General features: G+C 64.0%; 17 protein-coding genes. 7 read left to right on the top strand and 10 right to left on the bottom strand.

The window, feature by feature from the left end; genetic code table 11:
* Window positions 1–49: 49 nt before the first annotated feature.
* From I6F12_RS26140 to I6F12_RS26130, 3 genes are all read right to left on the bottom strand, one after another.
* Window positions 50–280: a F0F1 ATP synthase subunit C gene (locus I6F12_RS26140; RefSeq protein WP_008541273.1), complete on the bottom strand. Its 231-nt coding sequence runs from the start codon at window positions 278–280 to the stop codon at window positions 50–52.
* A gap of 52 nt (window positions 281–332) precedes the next feature.
* Window positions 333–1,082, bottom strand: a complete 750-nt coding sequence (locus I6F12_RS26135) for a F0F1 ATP synthase subunit A (RefSeq protein ID WP_035996621.1) — start codon at window positions 1,080–1,082, stop codon at window positions 333–335.
* A gap of 98 nt (window positions 1,083–1,180) precedes the next feature.
* Window positions 1,181–1,555: an AtpZ/AtpI family protein gene (locus I6F12_RS26130; RefSeq protein ID WP_035996624.1), complete on the bottom strand. Its 375-nt coding sequence runs from the start codon at window positions 1,553–1,555 to the stop codon at window positions 1,181–1,183.
* Between the two features lie 75 nt (window positions 1,556–1,630).
* Between I6F12_RS26130 and I6F12_RS26125 the strand changes: the two genes are divergently transcribed.
* From I6F12_RS26125 to I6F12_RS26115, 3 genes are read left to right on the top strand one after another with little or no spacing between them, the layout of a single operon-like run.
* A complete protein-coding gene (locus tag I6F12_RS26125; RefSeq protein ID WP_192893052.1) occupies window positions 1,631–1,873 on the top strand; it encodes a hypothetical protein in 243 nt (80 codons plus the stop codon).
* Between the two features lie 41 nt (window positions 1,874–1,914).
* Entirely contained in the window at window positions 1,915–2,430 is a 516-nt protein-coding gene (locus I6F12_RS26120) for a hypothetical protein (protein WP_225157616.1), read from the top strand.
* Between the two features lie 13 nt (window positions 2,431–2,443).
* Window positions 2,444–2,917, top strand: coding sequence for a secondary thiamine-phosphate synthase enzyme YjbQ (locus I6F12_RS26115; RefSeq protein ID WP_225113009.1), 474 nt, complete (start codon window positions 2,444–2,446; stop codon window positions 2,915–2,917).
* A gap of 63 nt (window positions 2,918–2,980) precedes the next feature.
* Here the strand turns inward: I6F12_RS26115 and I6F12_RS26110 are convergent, their stop codons facing one another.
* From I6F12_RS26110 to I6F12_RS26085, 6 genes are all read right to left on the bottom strand, one after another.
* Window positions 2,981–4,606, bottom strand: coding sequence for an MFS transporter (locus I6F12_RS26110; RefSeq protein WP_225128591.1), 1,626 nt, complete (start codon window positions 4,604–4,606; stop codon window positions 2,981–2,983).
* A 245-nt stretch (window positions 4,607–4,851) separates the two neighbouring features.
* Window positions 4,852–5,247, bottom strand: coding sequence for a hypothetical protein (locus I6F12_RS26105; protein WP_035996630.1), 396 nt, complete (start codon window positions 5,245–5,247; stop codon window positions 4,852–4,854).
* Between the two features lie 64 nt (window positions 5,248–5,311).
* Window positions 5,312–5,635, bottom strand: a complete 324-nt coding sequence (locus I6F12_RS26100; protein WP_225157536.1) for a hypothetical protein — start codon at window positions 5,633–5,635, stop codon at window positions 5,312–5,314.
* Window positions 5,632–5,952, bottom strand: coding sequence for a YggT family protein (locus tag I6F12_RS26095; protein ID WP_035996633.1), 321 nt, complete (start codon window positions 5,950–5,952; stop codon window positions 5,632–5,634). The genes I6F12_RS26100 and I6F12_RS26095 overlap by 4 nt, the downstream gene beginning before the upstream one ends.
* Before the next feature lie 201 nt (window positions 5,953–6,153).
* Entirely contained in the window at window positions 6,154–8,133 is a 1,980-nt protein-coding gene (locus I6F12_RS26090) for a sodium:solute symporter family protein (RefSeq protein ID WP_036040224.1), read from the bottom strand.
* A gap of 11 nt (window positions 8,134–8,144) precedes the next feature.
* On the bottom strand, window positions 8,145–8,423 hold the full coding sequence (locus tag I6F12_RS26085) for a DUF4212 domain-containing protein (RefSeq protein ID WP_035996678.1): 279 nt from the start codon (window positions 8,421–8,423) through the stop codon (window positions 8,145–8,147).
* 269 nt (window positions 8,424–8,692) lie between these two features.
* Here I6F12_RS26085 and I6F12_RS26080 point away from each other — a divergent pair, with 269 nt between their 5' ends.
* The 3 genes from I6F12_RS26080 to I6F12_RS26070 all read left to right on the top strand — a co-directional run bounded on the left by I6F12_RS26080 (window position 8,693) and on the right by I6F12_RS26070 (window position 12,374).
* Window positions 8,693–9,301: a hypothetical protein gene (locus I6F12_RS26080; RefSeq protein ID WP_225157535.1), complete on the top strand. Its 609-nt coding sequence runs from the start codon at window positions 8,693–8,695 to the stop codon at window positions 9,299–9,301.
* A 72-nt stretch (window positions 9,302–9,373) separates the two neighbouring features.
* Window positions 9,374–11,509, top strand: coding sequence for a DUF294 nucleotidyltransferase-like domain-containing protein (locus I6F12_RS26075; protein WP_225157534.1), 2,136 nt, complete (start codon window positions 9,374–9,376; stop codon window positions 11,507–11,509).
* Window positions 11,510–11,693: 184 nt separating this feature from the next.
* Window positions 11,694–12,374, top strand: coding sequence for a response regulator transcription factor (locus I6F12_RS26070; RefSeq protein WP_225157533.1), 681 nt, complete (start codon window positions 11,694–11,696; stop codon window positions 12,372–12,374).
* Window positions 12,375–12,379: 5 nt separating this feature from the next.
* Here the strand turns inward: I6F12_RS26070 and I6F12_RS26065 are convergent, their stop codons facing one another.
* Entirely contained in the window at window positions 12,380–15,211 is a 2,832-nt protein-coding gene (locus I6F12_RS26065; protein WP_225157532.1) for a tetratricopeptide repeat protein, read from the bottom strand.
* Between the two features lie 195 nt (window positions 15,212–15,406).
* Here I6F12_RS26065 and I6F12_RS26060 point away from each other — a divergent pair, with 195 nt between their 5' ends.
* Window positions 15,407–15,826 carry an organic hydroperoxide resistance protein gene (locus tag I6F12_RS26060; protein ID WP_035996651.1) on the top strand — a complete coding sequence of 140 codons (420 nt, stop codon included), beginning with the start codon at window positions 15,407–15,409 and terminating at the stop codon, window positions 15,824–15,826.
* The last annotated feature ends 30 nt before the right edge of the window (window positions 15,827–15,856 follow it).

The raw sequence follows: 15,856 nt of genomic DNA, 5'->3' as shown, positions 1-15,856 counted from the left end.
GTTGCTGTCAGACGCGCCGCCTCCCACCTGGAAGCGGCGCGAAACGCGTTCAGAGCGGGACGAACAGCAGCAGCAGAGCGATCAGCAGCGAGAAGATGCCGAGCGCTTCGGTCACGGCGAAGCCGAAGATCAGGTTGCCGAACTGGCCCTGAGCAGCTGCCGGGTTGCGCATGGCTGCGGACAGATAATTGCCGAAGATGAAGGCCACGCCGATGCCGGCGCCGCCCATGCCGATGCACGCGATGCCCGCGCCGAGAAACTTAGCTGCTTGCGGATCCATTTTTGACTCCTTGGAAGAAAGACAGGTGTGGGTGGAAAAGCACCCGGATCACTCAGTGTCCAGGGTGAATGGCGTCGTTGAGGTAGATACAGGTCAAGATCGCAAACACATAGGCTTGCAGGAACGCGACCAGCAGTTCGAGCGCGGTGAGCGCGACGGCGAGCGCCAGCGGCATGACACCGCCGATCCAGCCGACCACGCCAAGAGACGCGCCGAGCATGGCAACGAAGCCGGCGAACACCTTCAGCGCGATGTGGCCGGCGAGCATGTTCGCGAACAGTCGAACGCTGTGCGAGACCGGCCGCAGGAAGAACGACAGCACCTCGATCGCCATGACCAGCGGCAGGATGTAGCCCGGAACGCCCGAGGGCACGAACACTTTCAGGAACTTCAGGCCGTTCTTGTAGAGGCCGTAGATCAGGACCGTGAAGAACACCAGCAGCGCCAGCGCCGCAGTGACGATGAGATGGCTCGTCACGGTGAACGTGTACGGAACGATGCCTACGAGGTTCGAGACGCAGATGAACATGAACAGCGAGAAGATCAGCGGGAAGAACCGCATGCCGTCCGCTCCGGCAGTGCTGCGGATCATGCTGGCCACGAACTCATAGGAGAGCTCTGCCACCGACTGCAGACGCCCCGGAACCAGCTGCTTGCCGCTGGTGAGCAGAAGCAGCGCGATGATCCCCACCGCGACGAACATGTACAGAGAGGCATTGGTGAAGGCGATCGTGTGATCGCCGATACGGCCGATCGTGAAGAGCGGTTCGACGTTGAACTGATGGATCGGGTCGATTTTCATCCGCGCGGCATCTCTCGTCTGCTGGACAAGCCGACCAGTGAAGATTGGTCGGCCGGCTGTGCCGGCGAGCGGCACGACAGTTAACCCGGCTAGGCCAATTACGAACCACCGCGCCTGTTCGGACCCGCGCCTGCCGTTCTCACCACATTCACCACGCCGGCGATGAAGCCCAGCAGCAGGAACGCGATGAATCCGAAAGGCGACGTCGACAGCAAGTGGTCGAACCCCCAGCCAATCCCCGCTCCGACAGCGACGCCGGCGATCAACTCCGAGGATAGTCGGAAACCAAGCGCCATCGCCGAGGCTCTGGCCGCTTTGTCTCCATCGTCACCTGCGGGTTGCTCGGTCTTGGCCCGGCGGTCGCGAAATTCGGACAACCGCTGATCAAGATTTCCGAGCCGATCGGAAAGCGCGGCTTCCTCGGGCGATCTATCGCGATCTCCATCCTCGCCGTGTCCCGTGCCCTGTGTCATGCAACGAAGACCCGAAACGCTGCGGCTGAATGGAAATTGCGCCCGTCACCCTCAAAAGCCGCGCGGACCATACTGATGGCCTATAATCAAGTCAAGCCAAGTCACGATTGCGTCCCTTCCGATTATGTATTTGATTTACTTGATGATATTGACGCGCACGGCAGCGCTGCACACAGCGTGACGCCGCACCGCAGCAGGTCTGCTTGCGAACGGCGGACGCAGCCGTGCTTTCGCCGCGCTCGCGGGATCAAAGAAGCCGCCGCGTTCGTTGATTTCGGGGGCGGCTTTTTGGCGGCGGATTGCCGGCTGGGGGTGTAGAATTGCAACCGCAGCCGCAGCAGTGCCGGGCGGAGACAATGATGAGACCTGCGACGTCATCCACGACATCATGGCTCGCGGCGGCGGCCGCGGTGATGGTAGTCAGCGGCGGCCTCGCGGCCGCGCAATCTACGCCCGACGGCGAAAATGGCCGCTACAGCATGACGCCCATCCCCGAGGGCGTGCTGCGGCTCGACACGCGCACCGGCACGGTGTCGACCTGCACCAGGAACGGCGCCGGTTGGGCCTGCTACGCGGTGCCCGACGAGCGGACCGCGCTCGACGCCGAGATCGGCAGGCTCCAGGCCGACGTCGAGCGGCTGAAGGCACAGCTCGCGGCGGGGCCAACGGTATCGGGCAAGATCGACGAGGCGCTGCCGAAATCCGATCCACTCAGGAAGCCCGAGCCCAAGGTCGCCGAGGGCGAGCGCAAGATCGAGATCCCGCTGCCGAGCGAGCAGGACGTCGACCGCATGATGTCGTTCCTGGAAAAGGCCTGGCGGCGGCTGATCGACATGGCCAACCGCGTGCAGAAAGACGTGTCGGGGAAGATCTGATGCGTGCCCCTCCATGACATCTGCCAGATCCGTCACCCGCTCCGCACCATCGTCCGTACAGGCCACGACCGTCACATCGGCACTGCTCACCGTGCAGACGCCTGGCCGCGGCTTCACCGATCTGACCAGCGAGGCCGCACGATTCATCGCCGAGGCGCGGGCGGGCGAGGGTGCATTGACGCTGTTCATCCGCCACACCTCGGCCTCGCTGACGATCCAGGAGAACGCCGATCCCTCCGTGCTGGTCGATCTTACGACGGCGCTGTCACGGCTCGCGCCGGAGAACGCGGGGTGGACCCATGATACCGAGGGGCCGGACGACATGCCGGCCCATATCAAGACCATGCTGACGCAGACTTCGCTTCAGGTCCCGGTCCTGAGCGGCAAGCTCGCGCTCGGCACCTGGCAGGCGATCTACCTGATCGAGCATCGCAGCCGCCCGCACCGCCGTGAGATCGTGCTGCAATTCATCGGCAGCGATCGATAACCACACAAAGCAAAACCGGCCGCGGAGACCGCGGCCGGTTGGTGTCGTCGATTGCTGCTGCGATCAGGTCGCCTTGATGTCGACGTCCTTGGTTTCCGGCAGGAACAGGAAGCCGATCACCACGGTAATCGAGGCGAAGATGATCGGGTACCACAGACCGGCATAGATGTCGCCTGTCGAGGCCACGATGGCGAAGGCGGTGGCAGGCAGGAGGCCGCCGAACCAGCCGTTGCCGATGTGGTAGGGCAGCGACATCGAGGTGTAGCGGATGCGGGTTGGGAACAATTCGACCAGCATCGCCGCGATCGGGCCGTACACCATGGTCACGAACAGGACCAGGACGAACAGCAGGCCGATGATCGCCGCCGGCTGCGGACGGAAGACGTCGAACGGATGCGACATCTTCACGATGCCGGTGTCACCCGCCTTGGGATAGCCGGCCGCCTGCACCGCGGCGAGAACCGCCGGGTTGCTGTCCTTGGCGTTGGCGTAGGGCACGTCCTTGCCGTTGACCACGACCTTCACGCCCGAGCCGGCCGGACCCGAACTCGTCGTGTACCTGACCGACGATTGCGACAGGTAGGCGCGTGCGGTGTCGCAAGGCGCGGTGAACACGCGGGTGCCGACTGGGTTGAACAGATCGCCGCAGCTGGCGGGATCGGCCACCACCTCGACCTTGACCGACTCGATGGCCTTTTCCAGCGCCGGGTTGGCGTTGGACGTGATCATCTTGAAGATCGGGAAGAAGGTCAGCGCCGCGATCAGACAGCCGCCGAGGATGATCGGCTTGCGGCCGATCTTGTCGGAGAGCGCACCGAATACGATGAAGAAGCCGGTGCCGAGTAGCAGCGACCACGCAATCAGGAGGTTGGCGGTGTAGCCGTCGACCTTCAGGATCGATTGCAGGAAGAACAACGCGTAGAACTGGCCGGTGTACCAGACCACGCCCTGGCCCATGACGCCGCCGAGCAGGGCGAGCAGCACCAGCTTGCCGTTCTGCCAATTGCCGAAGGCTTCCGTCAGCGGCGCCTTCGAACTCTTCCCCTCTTCCTTCATCTTCTGGAAGATCGGCGATTCGTTGAGGCGGAGCCGGATCCAGACCGAGATGCCGAGCAGCAGCACGGAGACGAGGAACGGAATGCGCCAGCCCCACGCCGCGAAATCGGCCTCGCCGAGCGCGGTGCGGGTGAACAGAATCACCAGCAGCGACAGGAACAGGCCGAGGGTTGCCGTGGTCTGGATGAAGGAGGTGTAGAAGCCGCGCTTGCCGTTCGGCGCATGCTCCGCGACGTAGGTCGCCGCACCGCCATATTCGCCGCCGAGCGCCAGACCCTGGGCGAGGCGCAGCACGATCAGGATGATCGGGGCCGCGATGCCGATGGTCGCCGCGTTGGGCAACAGGCCGACGATGAAGGTCGACAGACCCATGATCAGGATGGTGACGAGGAAGGTGTATTTGCGGCCGACGATGTCGCCGACACGGCCGAACACAATCGCGCCGAACGGACGCACCAGGAAGCCCGCGGCAAACGCCAGCAGCGCGAAGATATCGCGGGTTGCCGGCGGATAGGCCGAGAAGAACTGCGCGCCGATGATGCCGGCCAGCGAACCGTAGAGATAGAAGTCGTACCACTCGAAGACGGTACCGAGCGAGGAGGCGAGAATGACGAACCGTTCGTCCTTCGTCATCCCGGCGCCGGCAGATGGTGCCGATGTTGCAGTTACTGTCGTCATTCAGATTCGCTCCCGCTTGTTTTCTTTTCAAGAACCGATTCGCGCCACGCGGGCGCGCCACCAATCGGGGGCGAGCAATTACATGCCTATCGCGTCCGGCCCAATAGTACTTTCGACGCGAATCGGAAGGATCGCGGAGATGTCGGACGGGAAATCACGGAGCCGCGGGAACGAAATACCGTGGGGTCTGCAGCCTCAAACTAAAGTCCAAGGACGGAAAAGCCCATCGCGACAATCCACATCACGACTGACACCAGGGCAGACCAGTATGCGAACACCAGATAGGTTTCTCGCATCACCGCCGAGACTGTTTTTTGTGCATGCGGCTGAGGCGGGCGTCTGTCTTTTGGAAGATACAGCCACATCTCGGTGCGGCGGTGGTCTTTGGTCCGCGCCTCCTGCGCTTTCAGGAGAAGCACCAGTGTCATGATCAGGCTCAGAAAGCCTCCCGCCTGAAAGGCGGAGCGCGGCAGAAACGAAAGGCCGATCATGACGCAGAATATGGCGAGGGAGGCAAATCCGCACGCGCGCAGGACCGTTTCAAAGGCGATGCGGCGCATTTCTTCCATGAGGAGGAACTCCGTCGCCTGGCTCATTGGGATCGAGATGCGTCTAGGGTAGTCCCTGCGGGGCCTGCCTTCAATGGTTCCCGCCCGCCGTTCAGAGGCCGACGCTGATGAAATTGCCGGCGGCGGGGAGCGCCAGGATAGCCGTGCCGGCCAGCCAGATCCAAAGCGAGACGCCGTTCGACTCCTGTGCGCCGGTGACGCGTTCGTAGATGGCGGCGGGAATGCCGCCCAGGATCACGGTGGCGGTCGAGACCATCAGCGAGGCGAACATCAGCGTCAGCGACATGTTTCCGAACAGAAGAGGGCCTGCGAGCGGTTGGACGTAGAGCAGGGCGAAGATCAGCCAAAGCTGGTTGAAGAGGCCGTTGATCATTCCGAAGAAGGCAATACCGATCAGGAAGAAGTTGCGGCTCATGATCCTCCTCCCGCAAGCCGCGGCGCGAGGTTGAGCACGAGCAATGTGTAGTGGAGCACGATCCGCAACCAGAACATCCAGACAAAACCGAACAGCCACACGATGGCTGGAGGAACTGCCTTCGGCGTGACGGTTGCAATGGCGGTGAGCACCGGATCGGTGAGGCGGCAGAAGAAGCGCCAGATATAGTTCGGCGAGTCGGCGTCGACGAAGAGGCCGAGCAGGAAGCGGCCGAGCATGGTGTACATCAGAGCCGCCAGAACGAAGTTCGGCAGGTGGAAATACCAGTATCTGGCGAACGAGTCGGCAATGTCCAAAATCTGTCCTCCTCCGGACCTCGCTCTGGCGCAGGATGGTCTTGCGAGGGCTGCCTGCTCGGCCCGGCCCGTCGGGCATTCTGCACCGGCCGCCGCACCCAACAATGTCAAGGCAGACGGTTCTGGGCAAGCGAGCGCCGCCGGTCGCAAACAAGAACGGGGCCTCGCAAGGCCCCGTTCGTCGCAATCGATCCGATCCGCTCAGGTCGTTTTCTCTTCGAGCACCGTGCGGCCTCGCGGCTTGCGAATCTCGTCAACATAGGCCTGCATTTCCCGCGACGGCGCCCTTCCCAGCAGGCTCACGATGATGATCACCGCGAAGCCGAATGGCGTCCCCAGCAAACCGCATGCGATGTTGTTGAGGTTGAACCAACCCACCTTGTTGGCGAGCGGGTGGGCCAGCGTCGGCCAACTCTCCATGGCGTTGGGCAATGCCATGGCCTTGGCGATGTCCACCAGCGGTGCGCCGGTGACCGGATTGAGCAGCGACGTCATGCCGAAATACTTGACGCCCGCGCCCGGGAAATAGCGCGTGACGAGCAGGTAGAACATGCACAGCCCAAATCCGGCGATGATGCCGCAGATCGCGCCCGTGGACGTCGTGCGCTTCCACCACACACCCATCACAAGCGCCGGGAAGTTGCCCGCCATCGCCAGGGAGAACGCCCAGCCGACCATGGCCAGGATATCCCCGGGCTTGGTGGCAGCCGTCGCCGCGGCAATGACTGCGACCGCCAGAAGCAGCACGCGCGCGATGATCAGCCGGCGTGCCGTCGGCGCGTTCGGATCGATCATCTTGTAGTAGACGTCATGCGACAACGCATTGGCGATCGCGAGCAGCAGCCCGTCGGCGGTGGACAGAGCCGCGGCCAGGCCGCCGGCCGCGACGAGGCCCGAGATCACGTAGGGAAGCCCCGCGATCTCCGGTGTCGAGAGCACGATCACGTCCGTGTTGATCACGAAGTCCTGCAGCCGGACCACTCCGGGGTGACCGGCAACGGCCTTGCAGGCGGCAATGACGGCGTCGATGTTGACGGCGTTCTTGCCGCAGATCTGGATCAGCCCGAGCTCGCCCCAGCTGAACAGCCAGGGTCTGATCGCGGACAGATCGCGCCCGATGATGTTCGTGTACACCTCCAGCTTCGAGAACGCCGCATAGGCAGGCGCGGAGAAGTACAGGAGGAAGATGAACAGCAGCGACCATGCCACGGATTGCCGCGCCTCACGCACCGACGGTGTCGTGAAGTAGCGCATCAGGATGTGCGGCAGCGAGGCCGTCCCGACCATCATGCACAGGATGATTGCAAAGAAGTTCAGCGGGCTATAGCTGAAGAACGGCTGAATGTGCGGCTTGAGGCTTGCCGCCGCCGCCAGTCCGTTCGCGAGCATGTCCTGTTCGCGCGCCGTGATGTCCGCGATCGCGTGCCCATAGGTCAGCTGCGGAAGCGGTATCCCGTAAATCTTGGTCGACAGGATCACGATCGGTGTCAGGTAGGCTATGATCAGCACGATGTACTGGGCCACCTGCGTCCAGGTCACCGCGCGCATGCCGCCCAGCATCGAGCAGACCAGGATGCCGACCAGTCCCGCGAAAACCGCGAGCTCGAACTGCATTCCGAGAAAGCGCGAGGCAATGATGCCCGTGCCGTAGATCTGCGCCGTGACATAGGTGAACGAGCAGGCGACGAGCACGACGACGCCCAGCGCCCGGGCGAAATTGCCGCCATAACGGAAGGACAAGAAGTCGGGCACCGTATAGGCGCCGAATTTGCGCAGATAAGGCCCGATCAGGATGGAGACCAGCACGAAGCCGCCGGTCCATCCGAGCACCCAGGCAAGTCCGTCATAGCCGAGCAGGAACAGCGTGCCCGCCATGCCGACGAAGGACGCTGCCGACATCCAGTCGGCACCGGTGGCCATGCCGTTGTAGAACGCCGGTACGCTGCGACCGGCCACATAGTATTCCGAGACTTGCGCCGTTCGCGACAGAATGCCGATGATGGCGTAGACCGCGAGCGTGAAGAACACGAACAGGTAGCCGAGAACCTTGTTCGGCACCCCGATCACTTCGAGGGCGGCGAGCAGAAGGACGAACGCGACGAATCCACCGGTGTAGAAGCCGTAGATCCGCCCGAGGTTGCTGAGAAAGTCGGAGCCGCCGGTTGAGGCCTGCGTAGCCATGTTCAATCCCCCTAATCGTCTTCTGCGAAGCCGAATTCTCGGTCGATCTTGTCCTGCTGTCTGGCGAAGACGAACAGGATGACCACGAAGGCGATCAGCGAACCCTGCGCGGCCATATAGAAGCCGAGCGGGAAGCCAAGGATCGGCAGCTTGATGGCGTTGAGCGGAACCACGAACATGTGGATGACGTATCCGAAGAAGAACCAGATGCCGAGGTTGATCAGCATCAGGCGCGAGGTCTTGCGCCAGTGGGCTTCTTCTCGTTCTTTGAGATTTTGGGAGTCAGGCATGGGCTGCATTTCCTCTGTCAGCACTCCGGCATGCGAGCCGGAGGAATCGAGGGGTTGCATACCCGTCGCTGCGGCCCCCCCGTGCCGCCTTCCAACCGGTCTTTCGCCAATTTGGAATGTCGGAGGCTAACATCAGGAGTGCCGAGGTCTTTCTAATACTTTCGGAGGGAACCGATGTTGCGGATGCGAACGGCGCTGCGGCCGTTGACAATTCGGGCACGGCGAGCGCGGGATAGCACGGCGATTCCGTTTGGCAGGATCGGATTGCGATGAAGCTGCTGCAGAAATTCTTTCGTCCCCGGCCGCGGATTGGCGATCGCAAGGCGCTTGCCGACTTCATAGACGCGCAGTCGGCATTCATCGTGCAAAAGGGTATTTACGAGTATTCGCGTGCCCGCGCGGGCCATTACGCCAAGGTGCTGTTTGCCGAGGAAGGCTTTGCACAAGCCGTCGAACGGTCGCGCTGGCAGGCTTATCCGCTCGGGCTTGCGATGGTCGGCGAGATGGTCGAGGGGGTATTGCGCCCACATGCCGGCATGCAGCGCCGGGCGGTTCTCGACCAGATGATCCTCGTCGTCCTCTCGGTTTTCGACCGTTACCCCGTGCCGCCGTCGCTCGGCGAGGACGCCTGGCTTGAGGCTCGGCGCGAGCTGGAGCAGCGACTCGACCTTGTTGGCGGGCATGCGCCCAAGCGCGTGATGGACATTCCCGAGCCGCTGGCGGAAACCTATTTTGCGATGATGCCGATCCACGAAAAGCTGCGCGGACGGGATTTCGAGACGATCCGCAATTACCTGCGCGTCAGCCTGTGCAACATCCATGACGAATTGGTCGATCGCATCGATGCGGCTGCCGTGACCAACAGGCTGCTGGCGTAGGATCGCCCGGCCTCTGCCAATGCCCGGTTTGCCGGCCAGCATCGCACGGTCCGGGCCTTCCGAGGGAGGACAATGGATACGACGAGTGGTGCTGCCCCGCTTTTGTCGCTCGACGCCGTTGTCATCGATGCCGAAACGACTGGGCTCGATCCGCGCAAGGCGCGGGTGATCGAGCTTGCCGGCGTGCGTCTGTCGGCCGGAAAGCTGGTCGACGGCGGTTCGTTCGTTCAATTGCTGCGGCCGGCCGATCAACCGATCCCCGCCGAAACGACGCGCATTCACGGCATCGATGATGCCATGGTCGCTGAATCGCCGCTATTCGTGGATGTGTGGCCGCGTTTCGAGGCATTCCTCGGCCGGACGGTCGTCATCGGGCACATGATCGGTTTCGATCTGGCCGTCCTGAAGCGCGAATGCGATCTGGCGGGATTGCCATGGTCCCGGCCTCGAACGCTCGATACCAGACTGCTTGCGGAGATCGTTGCGCCGGACCTCGGCGGATACCAGCTGGAGAATCTTGCGGCCTGGCTTGGCATTGACGTAGCCGGCCGGCACTCCGCTCTCGGCGATGCGATCACGACGGCACGGATCTTCCTTGCGCTGCTGCCGAGGCTGCGCGAGCACGGCATCCGGACCGTCGCTCAAGCCGAGCGGGTCTGTCGCGCGCTCACCACGGTGCTCGACGATCAGGTGCGGATGGGTTGGGTCGAGCCGGTCGAAGCGACGGCTCGTATCGATGCAGAGCAAACGCTGAAGCGATTCGACGCCTATGCCTATCGCCACCGCAACCGCGACATCATGCGGTATCCCGTCATTTTCGTCGGTCCGGACGTTTCGGTGAGCGAAGCCCTGGCGCGAATGACCAGCGAGAGAATATCGGCTGTGTACGTCGGTGCGGCGGATGCGGCCGCCGACGATATCAAGGCCGTCGAGGCCGGGATCGTTACCGAGCGTGACGTGCTGCGGGCGATCGCCCGGCTCGGTGCCCCCGCGCTGGAGCTGCCGGTGCACCGCATCATGAGCAGGCCGCTGGCGGCGATTCCCGAGGACGCGCTTGTCTATCGCGCGATTGGCCGGATGAATCGCCTCAAGACCCGCCATCTCGGCGTCGTCGATGAGGCCGGCCGGGTGGTCGGTGCGTTGTCCGCGCGGGACCTGCTGCGTCTGCGGGCAGGGGAGGCCATATCGCTCGGCGACGAGATCGAGGATGCTACGGATACGCAGGCATTGGCGCTGGCCTGGGCGAAGCTGCCGCGGGTTGCGGAGGTGCTCCTGGCGGAAGGATTGTCCGGGCGTCAGATTGCGGAGGTGATCTCCAGCGAGCTCTGCGCCCTCACCCGTCAGGCCGCTGTGATCGCCGAGCGGATCATGCGGGATCGCGGTCGGGGCGCGGCCCCCACGCCCTACACGCTGATCGTGCTCGGGTCTGCCGGGCGCGGCGAAAGCCTGCTGGCGATGGATCAGGACAATGCCGTGATCTTCGCGCAAGGCGAGCCGGGAGGCGACGAGGATCGCTGGTTTGAGACGTTCGCAGCGCACGTTGCAGATATTCTGCACGAGGCCGGTGTGCCTTATTGCAAGGGGGGCGTCATGGCGAAAAACCCACCCTGGCGCGGCTCTGTCGCAACGTGGCGGGACCGCATCGAGCACTGGGTCTGCCGCTCCAGTCCAAAGGATCTGCTGTCGGTCGATATCTTTTTCGATCTCCGGGCCGTTCATGGCGACGGCAGCCTTGCCGTCGCGGTCAGGCAGGCGGCTTTCGCGGCAGCCGAGGGGCAGGTCGCGTTCGCCAAGCTTCTGGTCGAGGGGATCAGCGTCCCTGCGAGCCTGAAATTCTTCGGCGGCATTCGCACTGACGGCGGTCGCATCGACCTCAAGGCGGCAGGGCTGTTCGGCCTGGTCGCTGCAGCGCGTGCGATGGCGATCCGATACCATGTGATGGGCCGATCGACATCGCAACGCCTCGCGGGCGTGAAGGCCCTGGTTGGCCGTGGCCAGACCGATCTCGATGCGCTCGACGAGGCCCATGGTATCTTTCTGGAGCTGATCGTGTCGCAACAGATTGCGGATGTGGCGCAGGGGACGGCGCCCTCCAATGCGGTGTTGGTCAAGCCGTTGTCGGCCCGTGATCGCGAGCGATTGAGGGCAGCGCTTCAAGCGGTCGCCGTGATCGATGAGTTGACCCGAGACCTGCTGTTCAGGGATTGATGAGACTCGTCAGCGGCTTTTTGCGCTGCAACATCAGTTGGTTGACGCCTGTGATTAACCGCCTTGCGACTACGGGCGGAAGGCTGCCTTGCAAGACGGCTCCAGTCAGTAAACAATCGCAATTGCTGCTTGATCAGCAACGAGTTGAACTTCTTTCCCGATCTTTCGTCGGCCTGCGGAACAGATGACTGCAACAGCCAATGCAAACACCCATCTCGTCATCGCCGATGATCATCCCCTGTTCCGCGATGCGCTGCGGCAGGCGGTGGCGGGCGTTCTCCCCGCGGCTCGGATCGACGAGGCCGGATCCTTCGAGGATCTGACCAAGCTTCTTGAGCAGGCCTCCGAGGTCGACCTGGTCCTGCTCGACCTCTCCATGCCTGGGATCTCCGGCTTTTCCGGCCTGATCTATCTGCGTGCGCAATACCCGGCGATCCCGGTCGTGATCGTCTCGGCCTCCGACGACAGCGCCACGATCCGCCGTTCGCTCGAGTTCGGTGCGTCCGGCTTCATCCCGAAGCGATTCGGGGTCGAGACCTTGCGCGACGCCATCCTCAAGGTGATGGAGGGCGACGTCTGGGTCCCCGCCGATACCGACCTCTCCGCCGCCGCCGATCCCGACATGACCCGCCTGCGGGACCGCCTGGTGACGCTGACGCCTCAGCAGGTTCGCGTCCTGATGATGCTGTCGGAGGGCCTTCTCAACAAGCAGATCGCCTACGAGCTCGGTGTCTCAGAGGCCACCATCAAGGCGCATGTCTCGGCGATCCTGCAGAAGCTCGGCGTCGAGAGCCGGACGCAAGCGGTGATTGCCGCCGCCAAGATCGCCGGCGGCCAGTGGAAGCAGGGTACGCCGACGGAATAGGGCTGCTACAGCGTGGTCAGAAGCACGCTGGCCGCTTTGATATCCGCCGTATCGGCGCCCTCGGCAAAGCCCTCGAGCGCCGATTGGAGCCATCGCTTCGCCTCGTCGCGCTGCCCGCGTCCGGCAAACAGCCCGGCGAGATCGATCGCAGCGCGCAGCTCCCAGGCCGCGGCGCCTTGCCGGCGGCTGAGATCCAGGGATTGCATGAAGTGGGCTTCTGCCTGCTCGGCGTCGGGCTCCGGCAGCGACAACAGAACTCTGCCTTTCATCCGCAGCAACTCGGGCATGTAGAGATGATCGCCGCTCTGATCGACGAGGCGGATCGCATCGTCGATCAGGCGCGCACTCTGCTCGACCTGTCCAAGCGCCAACAAGCCTTGAACCAGTGCGATGTTGAAGGTCGTGGTGAGCAGTTCGTAGCCGGCCTCGTGGAGCTCGCGTAGACAAGCCATGATCGTATCGACGCCTTGCGCGGCGTCTCCCCGACGGATCGCCAGTTCGCCCTTCACGCCGCGGCCCACCACGAGATAGGGACCCATCGATCGAGATTCGGCATGCGCGATGAATTGGTCGATGCTCTGCTCGGCGCCGTCGAGATCGCCGTCCCAGAGCGAGATCGAGACCGCCCAGATCAACGCGATGCACAGCGTGATCGGATGCTCCATCTGCGCGGCTTCAGTCACCGTCTGTTGCGCCAGCTGCCGCGCGTCCGCGGGCCGGCCCTGCAACCAGAGTTCGCGCGCCAGCGTGATGCCGGCCCGGTTGCGATGATCGAAGCCATGGATGGTGCTGATTCGTTCGGCGCCCGGCCCTTGCCATGCGACCTCCAGCATCTTGAGCGCGTCGCGGTGCTCGCCGGCCAGATGCAGCGAGACCCCGAGCAACGAATGGGCGAGGACGATCGAGCCGGGATCGCCGAGCGGCTGCGCGACCGCAAGGCTCTGCTGCGCATAGCCAAGCGCGGCATCGAACTGCCCCATCCGTTCGTGGAAGATGTGCATGCGGCCGAGCAGCTGGAGCTGGTTCGGCGCGTCGCCGCGCGCCTCCGCGATCGCAAGGCTCCTGCTCAAGGCCACGCGCGCCGCCTCGCTGCCGCCGCGCGTGAACATCAGGGTCAGCCCGAGGGCAGCCTGGATGTGCATTTCATCGGCGCTGCCGCGCGCGGACGGGGTCATCGCAAGCAGTGCCCGTTCCGACCAGCGCCGGCATTCGATCAAGAGGGACATCGCGAGGAAGATCGGCGCTGCCGCGGCGGCGAGCGCGATGCCGGCGGTGGCGTCGCCGCCCGCGCCAAAGCACCAGTCCAGCGCGGCACGCACATTGTGGAGCGCGGAGAAGTGGATCGCCCGTTCGTCGGCGTTCGGCGTTGCCGCCCATGTGCTGCCGGCCTGCTCCAGCCATCGCCGGTAGTAGGTCGCGTGCCGGGCGGCGAGCCCGGCGTCGTTCGGCTCGATCTCGAGCAGATAGGCGCGCGTGGTATCGAGCAGACGGTAGCGCATCATGGCGCCGACCGGCCGCGGCGCGACCATCGATTTGGCGACGAGACTGTCGATGGCATCGAACAAGCGGGAGCGGTCGGCACGTTCATCCGGGACGACCTCGAGGGCGGCGTCGATGGTGAAGTGACCTGCAAAGACCGCCAGCCTGCGGAGGACGAGGCGCTCGATGTCGGACAGCAGCCCGTAGCTCCAGTCCAGCGTCGCCCGCAACGTCTTCTGCCGCGGCGGCGCGGTGCGCTGGCCCTGCCAGAGTAGATTGAGACGCTCGTCGAGCAGCGCGGCCGTCTGCTCCAGGCCGTAAGCTTCGACCCGGCCCGCGGCGAGCTCGATCGCCAGGGCCATGCCGTCAAGGTTGCGGCAGATCCTCGCGATAGTCGCGGCGTTGGTATCGTCGAGCGCGATCTGCGCGCCGCCAGCGGTCGCCCGTTCGATGAAGAGCTGAAGCGCGGGATAGGTCTGTGCAGCCGCCGCACTCAGCCCGGCACTATCAGGCGGTACGGCGAGCGGTGCCAATCGATAGACCTGCTCGCCCTCGACGCGCAGGGCTTCGCGGCTGGTGGCGAGGATGTGGACATCAGGCGCAGCGTGGAAGATCGCCGAAGCCAGCGGTGCCGCCGCGGCGATGACATGCTCGCAATTGTCGAGGATGAGCAGCAACCGCTTGTCCCTGACATGCGCGAGCAGCGCGGGCAGGGGATCGTCGGTCTCGGCCGGCAAGCCGAGCATCAACAGGATCGAGGTGATCACGAGATCGGGATCGCTGAGCGCGGCAAGGTCGACGAAATGCGCGGCGTCGGAGAACGTCGCGAGCAGGTCGTGGGCGATCGCCACCGCGACGGCAGTCTTGCCGACGCCGCCCGGACCGACGATCGTGACGAAGCGCGAGGTGAGAAGCTTGTCGGAGATGGTGGCGACGGCCTGGTCGCGCCCGACCATCCGTTGCAGCCGATTTGGCAGCTTGACCGGCGGCAATTCCATCGGCGGGGACGAGCGCCGCGCCGCCGGAAGCTGCGTGTGCGAGATCGGCGCCACGAAGCAATAGCCGCGTCCGGAGAGCGTCGTGATGTATCGCGCGCCGTCCTTGCCGTCGCCGAGCGCCTTGCGGAGAGCGGCGATGTGAAAGCGCAGATTGGCGTCTTCGACGGTGATGCCGGGCCACACCAGCGCCATTAGATCCCATTTGCTGACGACCTCGTTCGGCCGCGACATCAGTGCGGTCAGCGCGTCGAACGCCTTCGCACCCAGCGGCACTGTGACGCCGTCGCGCGTCACGAGCCTTTCATGTGGCGCCACGGTGAATGGTCCGAACGAGAGTCTTGGCCCGGTCGGCGTGGTCATCGCGAAATCTTGCTCATTTGCGAACCGGATAGCCAGAGGGCAGCCATCCCGCAAGGCCTGCGTTGCATCGGCCTCAGACCTTGTTTGCAGACCTCGCATCAGCTTCTGCGCCGGCCTCACAACTTCTCACAAGTCCAAACGGGTCTTCGGCGCGCGTCGCCGCTAGTCAGTTTGCGCGACGGCAAGGAGCTCTTCATGACGCAAACGGCAAAACTGCTCTACACGGCCCGGACCCACACCAGCGGCGGCCGGCACGATGGCATATCGCGCAGTTCCGACGGTCGCCTCGACGTCAAGCTGTCGCCGCCGGGCGGGGCCGGCATCGGCACAAATCCCGAGCAATTGTTTGCGGCCGGCTGGTCGGCCTGCTTCGAAGGCGCCATGGAACTCGCCGCGCGGAAGCAGAAGGTGACCCTTCCCAGGAAAAGCGCGATCGATGCGGAGATCGATCTGGTGCTCGACGAGGGCGCCTACGCGCTGAGGGCGCGCCTCAATGTCAGCCTGCCGGGACTCGACCCCGAGATCGCACGCGGCATCATCGATGAAGCGCATCAAACCTGCCCCTACTCCAAGGCCGTCCGCGGCAACATCGACGTCACGGTCGCGCTGATCTGACGCACCATCATAAATCACGACAAGGTCACA

The sequence above is a fragment of the Bradyrhizobium sp. IC4059 genome (assembly GCF_020193615.1).
Classification (GTDB): Bacteria; Pseudomonadota; Alphaproteobacteria; order Rhizobiales; family Xanthobacteraceae; genus Bradyrhizobium; species Bradyrhizobium yuanmingense.
This window is presented reverse-complemented; position numbering and strand designations above follow the sequence as displayed.